Annotated in this window: 6 protein-coding genes, 1 tRNA gene and 2 pseudogenes; 3 read left to right on the forward strand and 6 right to left on the reverse strand. The window is 67.1% G+C overall.

Annotation, left to right across the window (positions count from 1 at the left end):
• Positions 1-207: 207 nt before the first annotated feature.
• On the reverse strand, positions 208-1044 hold the full coding sequence (locus ACK8CO_RS02655) for a DUF2059 domain-containing protein (RefSeq protein ID WP_414898075.1): 837 nt from the start codon (positions 1042-1044) through the stop codon (positions 208-210).
• A 160-nt stretch (positions 1045-1204) separates the two neighbouring features.
• Between ACK8CO_RS02655 and ACK8CO_RS02660 the strand changes: the two genes are divergently transcribed.
• Positions 1205-1294 (forward strand) — tRNA-Ser (locus tag ACK8CO_RS02660).
• A gap of 255 nt (positions 1295-1549) precedes the next feature.
• Here ACK8CO_RS02660 and ACK8CO_RS02665 read toward each other — a convergent pair.
• Positions 1550-1750, reverse strand: a pseudogene (locus ACK8CO_RS02665) (IS3 family transposase); the annotation flags it as partial.
• Between the two features lie 330 nt (positions 1751-2080).
• On the opposite strand from ACK8CO_RS02665, the pseudogene ACK8CO_RS02670 reads away from it, so the two are divergent.
• Positions 2081-2209: pseudogene (locus ACK8CO_RS02670) on the forward strand (LysR family transcriptional regulator); the annotation flags it as partial.
• 1302 nt (positions 2210-3511) lie between these two features.
• Here the strand turns inward: ACK8CO_RS02670 and ACK8CO_RS02675 are convergent.
• The 4 genes from ACK8CO_RS02675 to ACK8CO_RS02690 all read right to left on the reverse strand — a co-directional run bounded on the left by ACK8CO_RS02675 (position 3512) and on the right by ACK8CO_RS02690 (position 11197).
• Entirely contained in the window at positions 3512-4135 is a 624-nt protein-coding gene (locus ACK8CO_RS02675; RefSeq protein ID WP_369822820.1) for a LuxR C-terminal-related transcriptional regulator, read from the reverse strand.
• Positions 4132-7374 carry a PAS domain-containing protein gene (locus ACK8CO_RS02680; RefSeq protein ID WP_414898076.1) on the reverse strand — a complete coding sequence of 1081 codons (3243 nt, stop codon included), beginning with the start codon at positions 7372-7374 and terminating at the stop codon, positions 4132-4134. Before ACK8CO_RS02680 ends, ACK8CO_RS02675 begins: the two co-directional genes overlap by 4 nt.
• 1571 nt (positions 7375-8945) lie before the next feature.
• Positions 8946-9308 carry a hypothetical protein gene (locus ACK8CO_RS02685; RefSeq protein ID WP_414898077.1) on the reverse strand — a complete coding sequence of 121 codons (363 nt, stop codon included), beginning with the start codon at positions 9306-9308 and terminating at the stop codon, positions 8946-8948.
• Positions 9309-9961: 653 nt separating this feature from the next.
• On the reverse strand, positions 9962-11197 hold the full coding sequence (locus ACK8CO_RS02690) for an ATP-binding protein (RefSeq protein ID WP_414898078.1): 1236 nt from the start codon (positions 11195-11197) through the stop codon (positions 9962-9964).
• A 1075-nt stretch (positions 11198-12272) separates the two neighbouring features.
• On the opposite strand from ACK8CO_RS02690, the gene ACK8CO_RS02695 reads away from it, so the two are divergent.
• Positions 12273-15998, forward strand: coding sequence for a PAS domain-containing protein (locus ACK8CO_RS02695; RefSeq protein ID WP_414898079.1), 3726 nt, complete (start codon positions 12273-12275; stop codon positions 15996-15998).
• Positions 15999-16527: the final 529 nt, after the last annotated feature.

Below are 16527 nucleotides of genomic sequence, written 5' to 3' on the forward strand. Positions count from 1 at the left end.
GGCCCCGCCCCTGGCGGCGTTCGCGCGCTGCTGCGCACCCCGGACAGCGTGCTCCCTTCGGAGCGTTGTCAATATGTCGTCTATCGCGAAAGGTCCAGATCACCGCGCGCGAGCGCAGTCCGGACCAGAGCCGTGCGTATCGGCGATTTCGCCCCTCAAGTCAAGCCCGCCCAGCGCCGGCGCCGCGAACCGCCCCGCCGCAGGCTGTCAGAGATCCTGCCCGGCGATGAACCGCGCTGCGGCCAGTCCCAGCTCATGCGAGATGCTCTGGAACACGGTTTCGACCGCCTCGAAAAGCGCATCGTTCAGATCTTGGCCGGGCCGGGTCTCGGACAGCCCGATATAGGCCTCCATCGTTGCGGCGTCGAGCGGTGCATAGGCCATCGTCAGATAGGAAAAGAGCCAGGTCCGGGTGTCCTCGCGAATCTCGGGTGCCTGGCGCCTGATATCGTCGAGGATCTGCGCCTCGATCACCGGGTAGTCGAAGGCACGGCCATCGACGAGCCCCGTATAGAAGGCGTAATTGGCGTTCAGCGCGCCTGCGACATTGGCCTCGATCAGGCCATTGGCGGCAATGAAACGACCGACAAGCTCGAGCTTCGGATCGCCATCGGCCTGCATCTCCTCCAGCCGCTCGCGACTGGCCTTGTCGATCTCGGGATCGAGCATCGCCCGCCGGGCCGAGAGTTCCAGCGCAACGATCCGGGCGCCCCGGGGCGAGGTGAAGAAGGCAACCAGGGGCGCGATCTCGGCCTCGCCCAGGCGCCGGTCGAGCGCCTCGCGCATCTCGGCCTCGATTCGGCCGCCGTCATAGATGCGGTTTACCGTCGTCTCCCAGCGGGCCCCGCCGCGGCCGGGAAAGAGCTCGTCCTCGAGCCCCTCGCCATAGGCCAGCCCCTCCTCGCGCATGACCTCGACAAGCTCGGGCAAGGCCAGCGCCTCGACAAGCGCCTGCAGCGAGGCAGCCCCTGCCCCGTCGTCAGCCCGCGCCGCTCCCACGGCAAGGACAACGATCAGAGCGATTGCAGCAACGAGGCGTGACATCGGCGGCTCCGTTTCATGGCGCTTTCAGAGCTATCGCGAAGCGGCCGGAAATCCAACAGCGCCGCAGATCCGGAATTAAGTTTCCTCCTCTGCATGAAAAACCGGTTGCACGTGGTCGCCGTTGCCACTACATGACCGCTCCACAAGGCCACGGGCGTGCGGAGAGGTGCCGGAGTGGTCGAACGGGGCGGTCTCGAAAACCGTTGACCCTTCACGGGGTCCCAGGGTTCGAATCCCTGTCTCTCCGCCATTACCGCTGATTTCCGCCAAAAATAGCCTATATGCCGCCGACCACCGCATGCTGCCTAGGTGCTGGGGTTGGCTTGCCGTACATGTCCATGACGGAAAAGGCGGTTTGCTGCACAATCGTTTAATCGGCTGGCACGTGATGAAGCGCGTGACCGGCCGCGCACAGGAAGCCATCCTCGAGTCGGCCGGGGCGCATTCTCCGGTCTTGGCGGACAGCCTGGGGTGAGCTTGCCCCCGGATCCCGGACTGATGTTCACTATGCGGCCATCAAGGCGGCCATGTCGATCCTTGCCTGTTCGGGCGTGCGGGAACCGATGCTCGAATGGCGGCGCCGGCGATTGTAGAAAATCGCGATGTACTCGAACAGCGCGGCCTTCGCCTTTTGGCGCGACCGGAACCTGGTGCGGTGGACCGGTTCGTTCTTGAGCAAGCCGAAGACGCTCTCCATCGGTGCGTTCTGCGCCTTCGAACGGTCCCCCGGACCGTTCGAAGGCGCTGGCGCGGACCTGCTTGAACTCCAAGCAATCGCCCTTACGGCTCATAGAGGCGTTGGCCTTCTTCTGATCTTTTCCTTGCCAGTTCCATGGCCAGCTTCGTCACCGGATCAGCTCTGTTCGCCGATGGTGGCAACGCTGCCGTGAAGTAAACAAGCGATTGGCCTCGAATGCAGAGACGAGACCTCAATAACACGCATTACAGGCAATACTCTGCGCGTGCTGGTGGGCGCATTCCCATGGCTTCGCTGATCCAGACGCTCGCCGTCGCCGAATAGCTCAACTTCCGCCACGCCGACAATGCGTTCGGCGTGGCGCAATCCAGCCTCAGCGCCCGCGTGAAGGCGCTGGAAGAAGACCTTGGCATCCTTCTGTTTGAGCTTGCCCGCGAATCCCCGACTGGGAGTTATCGCACTCGCTGAGAGAGGGATCCCACATGAGCAGACACCCCCGCCGTCACTTCACCGCCGAGTTCAAGGAACAGGCCGTCGCCCGCCCGTCGGAGCCCGGCCCACCCAGACCAGTGTCGCGCGCGAGCTCGGCATGACGTCGTCACAGCTGAAAGGGTGGCGGCTCGAAATGGCCGCCGCTGGCTCGGCCGAGGCGATCCGTCGGCAACAGGCGCAGGCCGCGGAACTGGCCGAACGTCGCAGGTAGAACCGCCGCCTGAAGGAAGAGGTGGAGGTTATCCGTTGCCCGACCAGATTTGCACTCTGCGCTTGGATCCCTAAAAGCCGCGGCCGTTCCGTACTCGGGTGGCATCGTGCTGTTCGATATATCGTGCTGTTCGATATGATGTGGCCTGCCCCCATTGGGTGGTCCGGTTTCAGTCTTCGTGCATGACGGGTCTCAGAGCTACCCATCGTGGCGGCCGACGAAGCGTTTCCGGAAGGCCCTGCGTGACCTCTGGACCTGGCGGCCTATAGCCGGGCGACGCGTCGTGAGGCTTCACCTGGCCGGTCTTCAATCAGCCGAATGCCTTACGTCAGCGGTAGCAGATGACCCGCGTCACCGCACGGCCTCCGCCACCGGGCAAGCCCGCGATACCGGTACATAAACCTGCCGAAGCTTCGCGACGCTCTCCTCCAGATTGTGTCTCTCTTGTCTCATTCCTCCTCCTCCATCCGGCTCGCAAGGCCACTTCAGAGAGGACCAGTTTTCCGGGGGCAGGCCACCTGCTCCCGACCGAACCGGGCGGGAACAGCGGCATTTGCCGGACATGGGCGATCGGCATGCGCATCGGTGAAAGGCTCCGGCTGAAAAGCCCGGCGGCCTCGTCCAGTCCCGCTTTTGCAGGAACAGACAATCCTGAGCATGATCTGATGCCGAGCGGCAGGTTCCTGCCGAAGACAACAGCCCCCTTTTCTGATGCGAAGTGCAGGCCCGCTCCCATCCCCTGTTTCGGGTTGCAGCCGGTTCCCGAGACCTGTCACAATGGACAGGAAACATTCCGGCGCCAAGGGCATCCGGGGAGAAATATCGGGAGCAGGGCTGCGGCGGCGCTTGCCGTTCCGGTCCGAAGCGCCGCCGCTTTGCCTCTCCTCCCGCCACGCGACACCGGATCCGCAGCTCGCGCCGGGCAGCGCGCGGCCCCGGGCGCATCGACAGGGCCGAAGCGGCGGGGATAGACGCGTCGGGAGCCGAACCGGCACGGCCAGCGCCCGGACAGACCTGCCGCAGAGGGGCGCACGGTCAGTCGCCTCGGCACCGGCGGCCCGCCGGCGCTAGAACAGGCCGTTTTCCTGCGCGAACAGCGCGGCCTGGGTGCGATTATTGACGTTGATCTTGCGGAAAAGCGATTTCAGGTAAAGCTTGACCGTGGGCTCGGTGACACCCAACTCGCGGGCGATTTCCTTGTTCGACATCCCCGCCCGAAGCCGCCGCAACACCTGAACCTCCCGGCTCAGAAGCTTTTCGGCCAGCGGGTTTGCCAGGCTCGCCTGGTCCTCACCCATCAGGAAGTCGATCGGCGCATAGCGCTCGCCCTCGGCCATGAAACGCACGGCACTCAGCAGCGACTTCGCCGAGAGCGTCTTCGGCAGAAACCCCGCCGCCCCGAGATTGAGCGCCTCGGCCGCCACATCGCGGGGTGCGATGCCCGACATCAGCGCCACACGGTTCGACCCGGCGACCCCGAGCGCGGCCTTCAACCCTTCGAGACCGTTCATGCCGCGCATGCTGTAATCCAGCAGAACGAGATCGTATTCCGTCTCTCCCTGCATCTTTTCCAGCGCGGAGGGGTAGTCGCCGACGAAGTCTGCATCGACCCCGTCGGACTGTTGAAAATAAAGCTCCAGCGTATCCCGCAGAAGTTCGTGATCGTCGGCAACCAATACCTTTATCGTCATCGTTCCGTCTGTCTTCCTCCAATCGCAGCCACGGCCCCAGCGATAAGATCGGCCGAGGCAACCGGCTTGCCGAGGACACCGGAAAACAGATCGCGGCAGGCCGCTCCAGATCGCAGATGCCAGTCGGCCACGGCCGTGACCAGCAAGGTCGGCAGGCCCGGCGCATATCTGCGCACCGCGGCAGCCAGGTCAGCTCCGGTCAGCCTCGGCATATCGAAATCCGTCACCAGAAGATCCCAGTTCTCCGGATCGCTGCGGACGGCCTCCAGAATATCCTCTGGGTTGTTGCTTGCCGCCACCTCAGCGCCGGCAGTTTCAAGATAAGCCGACAGGATGCGCAAGGCATCTTGATCGCCATCGGCCAGCAATATCCTGTTGCCGGCCAGTCGACCGCAGGGCGGCCCTGCCGCACGCGCATCGTCCTGCGGCGCGGCGGAGGCCACAGGCCAATACACGCTGAACCGGGTGCCGCAATCGCAGCGGCTCTGCAACCCGATGGCCCCGCCATTCTCGGTCACCGCGCCTTCGACGATCGACAGCCCCAGGCCGGTGCCCTGGTTGCCCTTGGTCGAGAAATAGGGCTCGAACAGGCGCCGGCGGACCGCCCAGTTGATGCCCGAGCCGTTATCGGTAACGCTTAGAAGGTAGTAGCGCCGGTCCGGCAAGAGCTGGCCGATCCGGAGCTTGCGGCGCAGGGCGCGCCCATGGGCCAGTTCGGCCGTCACGGAGATCTCGCCGCGGCAGGTCCCGAGGGTCCGGCGGCAGATCGCGTCGCGCGCGTTCAGAAGCAGGTTCAGGAACACCTGGATCACATCGGTCGGATCGGCAACCGCGGGCATCGGCTCGCGCGGCAAGCTGAGCGTGAGCCCGAGCCTGTCATGGGCCCCGGCCCGGACCAGGCTGACCGCCTCCTCGAGCGGACGGCGCAGGTCGATCAGGCCGGGACGGGGCGCGCGCTGCTCGAGCGAGGCGAGCCGGTTGACCAGCGCCCCGGCCTGCTCGCTGGCGGCAAGGATGCGCGCGATATTGCGCTCGGCATCGTCCCCGCCGCGCAACAGCAAAGCCGAGCCGGACACCGTCGCCAGAAGGTTGTTGAAGTCATGCATCAGCCCGGCCGTAACCTGGGCGATGACCTGACGGCGCTGCACCAGCTGCAGCTCTTCGCGCAGGCCCGCCTCATCCCGCACGCGCCGACCGCACTCGGACCTGTCGCGGCAGATGCAGAGCTTGCAGCCATCGGCCTGCCGGACCACCGAAACTTCCTGGTCGACGGGTTCGCCATCGGCTCTGCGGGCGACCACCCGACCGCTCCAGATACCACGGCTCCGCAACGGCCCCGTCGATACCGCCCGGATGCGCGCGGCCTCCTCCTCGGAATGAAACTCCTGCCAGAGACGGGCCCTGACATCGACCCCGGCGCCGATCCCGAGCATCTCGCGAAAGCTCCGGTTCATGTAGAGATATGCACCCGAGCTGTCGGTGATGGCAACGCCGTCGGCCGAGGCCTCCATCGCCGCGATCAGCTTCTCGCGGGTTCTCCGGGCCTCGCGCCGGAGCGCGGTGATATCGGTGCACAACACGACGCAGCCGCCATCCGGGCTCAGCAATGCGCTCAGCCGCAGCCAGCTTCCATCGCGGAGCGCGCCCTCCAGAACCCGCCCCTCACTCCGACCCGCGATCCAGCGGGCCCGCTGCGCCGGATCGCTCCGGGGCATGAGCCGGGCCAGCGCGCCCTCGAAGATCTCGCGAAAGCCCAGGCCCGGCACAACCGCGGTCCCGGCCATCGACAGAGCCTCGCGAAACCGGGCATTGCAGATCGCCAGACGACCCTCGGCGTCGAAACAGGCAAAGCCGTCAGGCAAGGCCTCGGCGGCATTCGCCAGCCTCTCCCAGGCGGTATGGGCCACCACCCCCTCGCTAAGGGCAAGCCCGGCCTCGCCCGCCGGGTGCACGGCGATATCGGTCGCCGTCGAGACCGTGCCAAGACAGGTGCCTGCCGCATCGAAGAGCGGCATGATCGAGACCTCGAGGATGAGGACCTCGCCCGATCTGGTCCGGCACCTCATTTCGGCACGGGCCGGACGGCGCGCCAGACGCGCAGCGGTCAGCCGGGCGCAGTCGCCGGCCACCGGCATCTCGATCTGCAGAAGCTCTGCCGGAACAGAGCCCAGCGCGTCAAAAAAATCGAAGCCGGTGCAGCGCTCGAAGGCCGCATTCACCCAGGAGATGCGACCGGAGCCGTCGGCCATCACGACCGGAACGCTCATCGTCTCCATCGCCCGGGCGCAGATCTCGCCATGCCACCGGCCGGGCTCGGCCCCCGGGTCTTCCTGCAGGATCAGGCCGAGACCGGCCGGGGCCCCGTCCGGCGCCGTATCGGCCCCTGCCCGCCCGAACGCCCTTGCCCGCATCTCGCGTATTCCGGCCCGGGTCGGCAAACGCAGCGGAAACGGGGCCGTCAGGCCCTCGATGCGGCAGCGTTCGAGGGCCGAGCGCAGCCGGGTTGCCTCTTCGGGCGGCAGGAAATCCTCGGGCATCTTGCCGGCGAGCCCCTTCAGCCCGTCGGCCAGGGCGCGGTCGCGCCGGCTGCAACAAGAGGCCACGCGCCCGTCATCGTCGAAGGTCATCACCGTATCGACCGCAGATGCCGCGCGGCTCTCGGCCTCCGACAGCGGCGGCACCGCCGCCCCGGGCACGACCAGACCGTCACCGCCTAGACGGCTGCCGATCGCCTGGGCCAGGGCCGCCAGCGCCTCGGTCGGAACCGCCTCGGGCAGAAGGCGGCCCGCCGGGCCGGACAGCAGGAGCGCCCCGCCAAAGCGGGCATCGAAGCTGAACGGAACCGCCAGCACCGCACCGATCCCGGCCAGGGCGGCGGCATTGGCCGGAAAAAAAGCCGGGTCGCAATTCGCAAGATCATCGCAGACCAGAGGCGCCTCGGCGTGGAACGCGGCCCACCAGGCAACCGGAAGCGCCGCAGCCTCGATCCGGGCCGCGCCGGTGACGGGCCCCGGCTCCCGCTGCCAGATCATCTCGAGAAACAGCCAGCGCCCGTCGGAGCTCGGCCGCAACACTTCTGCCCGCGTCGCCCCGAGAACGGCGGTCAACTCGTTCAGCACCTCGGCCAGAACCGCACCGAAGCCGTCCTCCGGCACGCGCAGCATGGCACAGATGCGTTCCAGCGCCCATTGCATGGCCGTGCCGTCCGCAAGCCGGAACCGGTCGCGGGCCGTCTTCACTGCTCCAGATTGCGCCGCGATCTCCTCCGCGACCTCCGGGGGGGGGTACCGGGTGTCGGGATCGGAAGACGGCGCAGTATCCGAGGGACACATCGTTTGTCTCCCAGCGGTACGCTGCAAAATGTAAATCGCCGGACCTGAAGTGGTGGAAGACCGGCGGCGAGCCCTACCACTACATTGCCCGCCGTGGCGGCTCAATGATCCACGGAACTCACCACGCAAAGATAGACCGCTTTCGCGCCGGATTTCCGCCCGAAGCGGCGCAAGCGCCTCGCCAGAAAACGCCGCCGCGTCCAAATGCCTTCTTCCCCAAGGCGTTTCACCGTGAGGCCCGCGCCGAATCGTGAGCGCGTCCGGAGATCCCGGAAACCGGCGCCGAGCAGCGCTGGCCACCGGGCCTTTCCGTCCGGCAGAGAAAAGCGGTTGGGAGGGCATTTCTGTCGATACCTTGGCGGTCGCGAAAATCGGAAAGCGGATCGGCACTATCATGGGCACGAACCGACCGGCGGCCCCCCTTCCGCGCGCCCGGGAACTGCCCGATGGCCGACGGGATCAGAGCCGATTCGCTCTGCGGCGCCCGGGCAGGAAACCAACCGTCCCCCGGGATGGACAGTCCGGTATTCCATACCTCACCCGCGCAACGGAAGGCCCAGCCCCGGGCGCAACACGCCCCGCCCGCTTGCGGAGGGCGTCGCCCGCACAGCCTGCAAGGCGCGGGCCTGCCATCGCGGGACCGCTGGCCTCGTTCATCTTGTCATCCTCACTCTTTGCGCATCCGCAGCTTCGATTGCAGCGCCGCCGACAATCACATCCAGCAGAAGAGCCGGACGCAACGGAACATCGGGATAGCCGAGAAGCCCATCCGCTCGTTTGCGGCACCGGTCGGACCGGAGGGCGCCCGCGGAACCGAATTCGGGCCATCCCGCCGCCCTTCCGGGCTGCATGTGCCGTCGCGCGTCCCGTTCAGGACCCCGCATGCGCCAAGCGCATGCCCCCATCAAGCGCCGTCATCGCAGCCGCCATCCCGTGCCACCGGGTAATGCCTCCCGGTGCAGCAATGGCGGGCCACCGGTTGCCCGGCCCGACCGCGTGAACGACGAAGGCGCCGCATGCCCGGCACCGGATCAGACCTGCCATTGAACGCCCGCTCCTGCGTACCGGGACGACGCTGCAGCCCGCACCTGACGTCGTGGCCGCGACGCGCCAATTCAAGATCGACCGCGTCCCGCACGCCCCGGAACCGGCGAGACCAGCCCGCCGGATCGAGGCAATTGAGAGAGAGGTTCCCGGAAGTGGGATCTTCGGCGAAGGGCGTTCGGGCGCATGCCGGCACAGGGCCTCAGCCCCTCCGACCCAAGCGCCGCAGACTGACGAAATCCGGCGACTACGGCCCACAGAGGATCGCCCCGGCAACGGGACGCGCGCTGTCCCCGATCTGCGAAGGCGCACGACCCGGTGCGGACGCCGTCACCGGCCGGGCCCGGCGCAGCAGGGAGCCGGTCAATCGGCCTGCCCCCGCACCTTCGGGAAAGCGCCGAAGCCGGACGAACCTTGCCCCAAGGCCCTGCAGATCAGCGAAGGCGATCCCCCTGAACGGGCAGTCCAGGGCAGGACGGGCCTGTCACTCGCTCTGCCAGGCTCTCGTCCTCCCGTCCATGACGGCGACGCTCTCTCAGCGCGTCGACGACCAGAAAGCCCGTCAGGCCGAGAACGAAGATCCCCCACATTGCCGTCAGCATCGCAAGCACCGCCATCAGCAGCGAGGACCCCAGCAGAAGCGCTGCGATCAGCGTCAACCATCCGGCGGGAACGCAGATGACCATCATCGCGAAGGCCGGGCCGGGCCGCTTGCCCTGATCCGTCACCCCCGCCTGCCCGGCAACCTCGATCCGGCCTGCCCCGCATTCCGTCCGCCCCAAGGCATACTGTTTCACCTTAAATACTCCCGCAACGAAACTACCGGACAAGCACCTTGGCCCGTCTCCCTCCGGGCATGGAATGCCAGGGCAAAAATGGGCGGGGCAGTAATGCCCCCTCAAAAGCTTCCTTAAATGGTCGGCCATAAGAATAACGAAATCAATTTGAAACAAGGGACCTAGCCTCACGCACCCCCGACTACCCGCAAGGACAGTTCCCTATCCGGACGCCCGTCCGTTCGTGACAGGTATTGTGTCTCTGAGGGTTTGCGATCCGACGCATGACGGGGTATCCGGGTTGTGTTGAGACCATCTTCGCCACCCACGAAGACTGCCGGGATTAGCTGTTACCCCCAACGCACCCTGGCATCGGACTTGACATTCGTCTCGGGGGGGTCAATTTCCGGCCCCCTCGGGACACCCATGACAGGCTTTCCCCGACATATCGCTCCGCCTCTCCGTCATTTCGGAACTCTCACCGCCCGGAAGCGCTATCCTTTCGGATAGGCCCGTGCGCATCCGGATGATCGCCCTGAAAGTGCGGGTGGATCCGTCGCCCCCTTGAAGCCGTCAGGAATTCCGCCCCGAAAGACATAGGATTGCAAATCCGAACTCAGGAATTTGTCTGGAAAGTCAAAATCCACATGGACCGAGAATTGCGCCACGGTTTTTCACTGGACTATTTCCGGCCATAAAATACGGATAACGGTGCCCTGGCCGGGCGCGGTCTCGACCGTAATCCGGCCGCCAAGCTCGCGGATCAGGCAATCGAGAAACGCGATCCCGAGCCCGCTGCCGGCCGCACCCTTGCGGGTGAAATGCGGAAGAAACATCTTGCGCCGGGTCTCGGCATCCATGCCGATCCCGTCATCGGCGACGCAAAGCTCGTACCAGACCCGCTCCTCGGCGCTCGGCCCCTCGTCTTGGCGCCGCAGGCTCAGGCGAACCAGCCCCTCCGGCGCCCGCCCGGACGTCTTCCGTGCCACCCCGTCGCAGGCATTGCGCAGAAGGTTCAGCACGATCCGCGAGACCTGCACCGGGTCGGCCAGAACCAGCGCCTCCTCCTGCGGCAGGTCGAGCTCGAGGCGTATCCCCTCGGGCCAGTCCACCCGCACCAGATCGGCCGCCGCGCGCAGCAGATGGCCCAGATCGACCCAGCGATTCCGGATCTCGTCGCGGCCGGCCGCGCGGAGCGCCTCCATCATCTCCAGGATCTGGCGGTCGGCTTCGAGAATGCGATGAAGATGCGCCGAGCGGCCGACTTCCCTGCCCAGCATCCGGGCGGATCCCTCGATCACGGCAACGAGATTGCCCATGTCATGAACGAAACTCTCGATCATCTGCGCCTGACGCTCGCCCCCCGGCCGAGAGCATCCCCCAGGCCCCTGATGGCTTGCGCCCTCGCCCCCCGTCTTGCCTGCCGGGGCGCCGTCTTCGGGAGGCACCGCCCCGACCGCAAGCCACCGCGCGTCATGGCCCGCGGCCCCATCCCCGACGCCGACGGCAAGGCGCAGGCCCCTCGCCTTCAGGATCTCGCCCAGGCGCCGCGCGAGGCGGTGCAGATATCGCAACTCATCTGAATAGAGCATCCAGCCCGGCAGCCGGGTCTCGAGCATCAGGAACCCCAGATCGGCACCGCCGGCGGGCTCCGGGATCGGCAGCGACAAAAGCCGCACCGTCTCGCATTGCGCCGCCACCCGGACCGCACCGGGATCGATCCGGTCCGGTCGCCCCGGACGGCCCCGAGCCGCGGCGACGGCATCGGGGGCAAGGTCCAAAAGCACGTAGACCCGCAGCGCATCCACCAGTTCCCGCGCCTCGTCGAGCATCTCCCGCACCGCGCAATCGGAGGCGTCATCGGGAACCCGACGCAGACGCGCGAGATATTTCCGCAGATGGGGACGCATCCCGGCCTAACCGAGCCCGCTCGGGCATTCAGGCGCCGCGGCGCCGGCATTTTCCCTTTCGAAACGAATTCTGGACATCGGAGAGATCACATGGACGCTTTCGAAAGATCGGAATGCAGTTTCTGGCTCCAAACGGAAAATCGTGACAGTGCCATGGGCAATCGGCCTGTCCGGATCAGTATGCCCTCACCTTAAGGGCAGCCTCCTGTCCGGTCACGCCCCCGACCGGCGGGCCGGAGGGCGCCTAGGTATCCTGCATTACCCTTTCGATTAATCCAGCGATCAGAATATATCCTTTTGCTCCGCGCAAATGGATAGGCGCACGACCGAACGTCCCGACTGTACCTTGCGGGCAGCACTTTCGCCCCCGTCCGGGTTTTCAGTTGGGGCATCTGAGCGATTTCAATTTAGAACCTTTCTGAAAAGGCGCGAAGGACGGAATTTTCCCACCCCTCGTCGCATTCCGCCGAGACCGGCATGCCCCGGCGAAAAGAAGGCGTGTCTGAATTGGCCCCTGACGGACAGGCCGCCATTCCGGTTATTTTCGGTCAGCCTGTTCAGACCCGGCTCTCAATGCAACTGCATGAACGAAGCTTGCGGTCGGTCGGTATCGCGGCCCGGATGGCCGTGCCTTATGTTGGCGCGCCCCGTGACGAATGCATGCACTCGCGCCTCTATCCGGTCCGGGCACCGCGCCGGGCCATGATGGGGCGGCAGAGGCCGGGCATCATGTCAGCCTGCTCACGAGGCATGCGCCGCAAATCCTCTGCCCCGGGCGAGCCGGCCGCCCTCTGTCGCATCCCTTGGTGAGGCTCGAAACACAGGCACTGACGGGCCTGCCGTGGTCCCAGACGGGCAGGCGGGGTTCCGCCCCCTCTCCTATGTCCGGCCACCTTACCCGACAGGTATCTTGCGCGGCCCGCTGGGGCGGGTCTAAGTTTTCCCGATGAGCAGATTCGCACCGTTCGCGTCTACCTCACCCGGTGCATCCGCACAGTCATGCCCATATGGACCCCGCCCCGCAACAAAGGCCGTCGCGCCGTGGGAAAGGGTCGACCGTTTGCCACGGCACGCAATGGAACCGACATCCGAAGATCAGCCCCGGACCTGCCCGGACACCGCGCCCGAGCGCGCGTTCCTTGAAGGCATCGCGGCGGTTCTCGGCTGCGATCGGGTGGCGTTGCTTTGCCCCGATCCGGCCACCGGTGGCCGATTACGGGTGACGGCCTCCACCCCGACCGGCCTTGAAGGCCGAAGCTTTCCCGCCGAATGGGGCCTGCTCGGCCCATGGCGACAGGACGACCTGCAACAGAGCAGCGGATCGACCGGGAGCGCCCCCCTCCTGCCCGACATCTCCAGCCTGGTGCTGGTCCGGCCCTGCCCGTCGGGATCCCGCGACATCGCGCTGCTTGGCATCGACCCTCGACCGGGCCTCTTCACCGACGCGCAGATCCCGTTTCTCGAGCACACCGCCCGGGCCCTGGCCCACACCCTGCCCGCCCCCCCCGATGCACGCGGGGCCCTGCCCCGAGCCAGACCCGGCGTACGCCCGGACATGCCTACCGACACGGCGCCCGCCCCGGCCAGAGAGGGCCGCGCGGCCGGTCAGAAGACCGGCCGCCCGCCCGACGGCGCGGAGCGGGCCGCAACCGAAAGCGGCGAAAGCGCCACGGCCGGCATCGTCGCAGCGATCGGCCGCCAGTTCGACGCCGCGCGCTGCGTGCTCTGGCAGCACTGCGACGACACATTCCGCCCGGTCCTGGTCTGGTCTTCGCCCGACAGGCCGCCCGGCACAGCGCAGATCCCGACAGACACCGACGTGGAGACCGCGTCCATTCTCGCCCGGCGGATCGCGGACTTCGCCGCGATGCAACCCATCGCACTCGGGAAGCAGGCGGCCCTGGGGCGGCTTGGGATCGGGGCCAGGCTGATGCTGCCCTTCCGCCACGGCACAGAGCTTGGAGGGGTGCTCTGCATCGACCGCGCAACCGGGCAGCGGCCCTTCGACCGCCGCGACATCGCCGCGCTTTCCTGCCTGACCGGCGCGGCCGGGCTGCTGCACCAGCAGGAAACCCGCCGCCTGGCCGAGGCGGAACGCAGCCTGCTTGAAGCCGAGCGCAACCGGATGCGGGCGGTATTCGAGCTTCTGCCCGACACCGTGATCGAGCTCGATGCAGACCGGCGCTACACTCATATCCATTCGCATAGCCGCGGTTCGGCCCGTGACCGCATCGACGGCCTGATCGGCTTCCGGCCCGAGGAATGCCTGGCCCCGGCCACCGGCGAGGCGATCCACGCGCTGCTCGACCGGGCCGAGGCCGCGGGCTTCGCGGTCCTGCCGGAAATGGTTCACCGCCCGGCCCCGGCCGCCGAACCGGAAATCTACAGCCTCTCGGCCATGGTCCATGCGCCTTCCCCCGAGCCTGCCCGCTACGGCTATGTACTGGTCATCAGGGACGTGACCGCCGAAAGCACACAGCGCCGCGAACGCAACCGGCTCGGCCGGATCGTCGAGCACATGAGCAGGGAGGTGTTCCTGACCGACAGGTCGCACCGACTGACCTGGGCCAACCGCGCGACCGAAGACCGCGTCGGGCAGCCTGCGACCGGGCTGCTCGGGCTTTCGCCGGAGCAGGCCTTCGAGGCCATCTGGGCCGATGCCGCGGGCCTCGGGCGGATCTGCGAGCAGCTTTCGGCAGAAAGCGGGTTCGCGGGCGAAACCGGGTTTCTCGACCAGGGCGGCAACAGGGTCTGGTTCGATATCGCGGTGATGCCGCTCTGCGACGCCACCGGCGGTCTCGAGGGCTGGATGTGGCTCCTGTCCGACATCACCGAACGCCGCCGCGACAAGGACCGCCTGGCGCTGATCGCGCAAAAGGCACGCGAGGCCGAAGAGCGCGTGGTGCAGGCCATCGAGACCTTGCCCGATGCCTTCGCCTTCTTCGACAGCGAGGATCGGCTGATCCTGTTCAACGAGCGTTACCGGCAGGATTACCCGCGCAGCGCGCCCGCGATCGAGGTCGGCCAGACCTTCGAGGCCATCCTGCGTTACGGGCTCGCGCATGGCGAATTCCCGATCGCCCCACAGAGCGGCGAGGCAATGCTGGCCGAACGGTTGTCCCGCCACCGCCGCCCCTATGACGAAAGCGAACAGCAGCTGGCCGACGGGCGCTGGCTGCGGGTGATCGAGCGCCGCACCCCCGATGGTGGCCATATCGAGCTGTGCAGCGACATCACCGAACTCAAGCAGCTCGCACAACGCGCCCAGGCCGACTGGCTGGCGGCAATGGACGGCTCGCGCGACGGCATCGCCATCGCCGGGCCGGACGGAGGCTTCCTCTACATGAACCCCGCCCATCGCGACATGTTCTGGCTCGACGCCACCGATGGACGCGACGAGCGGAGCTGGATCGAGCTTTACAGCGGCGAGGCGCCCGAGCGGATGAACGCGACGGTGCTGCCCGCGCTCGAGGCTCAGGGCCACTGGAGCGGCGAGGTCTGGCACCGGTGCCCCGATGGCAGCCGTGCGCTGCACGAGCTTTCGCTGACCCGGCGCCATGCGGGCGGCATCCTCTGCATCGCGCGCGATCTCTCCGAACGAGTCCGCGCCAACCGCGAGCTTGCGCGGCTTCGCGACGATCTGCAGGTGGCGCGCCAGCGCGAGTTGATCGGACATCTCTCGATCGGGCTCGCCCATGACTTCAACAACCTTCTGGCCGCGATCTCGGGCTCGGCCAGCCTGATCGCCGACAGCGGCATCGTCGAAGCCAACGTCCGGCGCATCCAGCTCGCGGTCGGGCAGGCCAGCGGATTGCTCAGGCGGCTTGCCGATTTCGGCATGCGCCCGCCGCTGCGTGAACGGCTCGACATACGCGTGCCGGTGCGCGCGGCGGCCGATCTGCTGCTGGCCGATGGCAGCGGCGCGGTCGAGCTTCAACTCGACCTGCCGGTCCAGCCGGTGATGGTCGACGCGGTCCAGACCGACATCATGCAAGTCGCGCTGAACCTGCTGATCGGCGCCCGCGACTCGATCCTGTCCGAACAGCATCCGGACGGGCGCGGCCGGATCCGGATCGGGCTTTGCATCGCCACCGCCGCAGAGCTGAAACGCCCGCTCGCCTTCGGCAGCCTCGATCCGGTCCGCGCCTATTGCCTGCTCGAGGTCGAGAATGACGGCCCCGGCCTTGACGCCACCGCCCGCAATAGCGTCTTCGCCAAATGCATCTTCAGCCGGGGCACGGTCGATTGCGGGCTCGGACTGGCCATCGTTCCCAGCATTGTCGGCAAGAATGGCGGTGCCATCTCCCTGGCCGGCGGCCGCGGCCCGGGCGCGTGTTTTTCGGTGTTCTGGCCGCTCGAATCGCGCCGGGACGCCCCCCTGACAACGCCGCGCGCGCCCCGGCCCCGACAACTGAGCGGACGGCTCGACGGCCATATGGTCCTGGTGATCGACGACAATCCCGACGTCTTGCGGGTGATCTCGGGCATTCTCGAGACTGCGGGGGCCGAGGTCGCGACCTGTACCATGGCCCAGGACGCGCTGGAGGCGGTCTGCGAAGATCCCCGGCACTGGGACCTGCTGGTCACGGATTACGCGATGCCCGCGATGAGTGGCGCGCAGCTGGCACAGGAAGTGCATGCGCATGTTCCGGATCTTCCGGTTCTGCTGATGACCGCCCATACCGACTGGCGCGGGCATGGCGAGGGCCATAGCAGAGACGAATTCGCCGCCATCCTCGGCAAGCCGATCTCGAGCGCCGATCTTCTGGCCGCGGCCGAGGCCGCCATTCTCGACCGCTGAACCACGGCCCGGCGGCGACCTGGCTGTATCCAACGATCCGAAACGGCGCGAGCGGTCGGCATTTTCGCGGGCCCGCCTGATACGGGACAGCCTGTCATGCCCGGAAGAAACGAGATCTATCCGATTTGTATCATGAAAAACCCATCTTCATCCGCATGGAAGCCCCCGGGCGAGACCGCTCGTCCTTCCTGCAGGCGGACATATCCGACCGTGGCCAGAACGGCTCTCCCTGTCCGACACCACCGCCCGGGCACCGGATGGCAGACGCCCTGCTGCGCCGGTCCGGGCATCGCGCCACGCGCCCCCCGGTCGCCGCCCGAAGTGCCAAACGAGACGACACCCTGTCGCTTGGCCTGCGCCACGTTGCCGCCGGTGCCGCAGGCCAGGACGGCCCCGGACGCGAAAGCCTATCGCGCCGCCATTTCGGGCCGCCATTTCGGGCCGCAGCGTCACCCTCGGGGCCAAGCCCTCGACCGGCGCAGGCATCTGACCGCGCCGCATATGCCCGGCCTTCCCGCAGCGCCTCCGG

Source organism: Rhodovulum sp. HP10 (assembly GCF_047553435.1).
In the GTDB taxonomy this organism is placed as follows: domain Bacteria; phylum Pseudomonadota; class Alphaproteobacteria; order Rhodobacterales; family Rhodobacteraceae; genus Rhodovulum.